Here is a 273-nt window from a genome sequence, read left to right on the forward strand (position 1 = left end):
GGTCGATCCAGGAAGAAACGCTGCAGCTCGTGCTGATGGCGCTGGGCGACGCATTACTCGGCGCGGCGATGGCGCGCGCGCTGGGCCTGCCGCGCGGCCGCGCGCGCGAACTTGCGGTCGCGATGCTGATCGCCGACCGGCAGGATTGCGCAGCCGCGACCGGCTGATTCCTCGCATCGCGCCGCCGGGGGTGGCCGTTCGCGGCCATGACGCTAAAGAGGCGTCATGCATTTCCTCGACCAGGCCAAGATTTTCGTCCGCTCCGGCGCGGGC

Annotated in this window: 1 pseudogene; it reads left to right on the forward strand. The window is 70.3% G+C overall.

Going from position 1 to position 273, the window contains the following annotated elements:
• Positions 1–167, forward strand: a pseudogene (locus AC0KVN_RS27645) (TetR/AcrR family transcriptional regulator); the annotation flags it as partial.
• Positions 168–273: the final 106 nt, after the last annotated feature.

It is taken from the genome of Sphingobium sp. SG1, assembly GCF_057063145.1.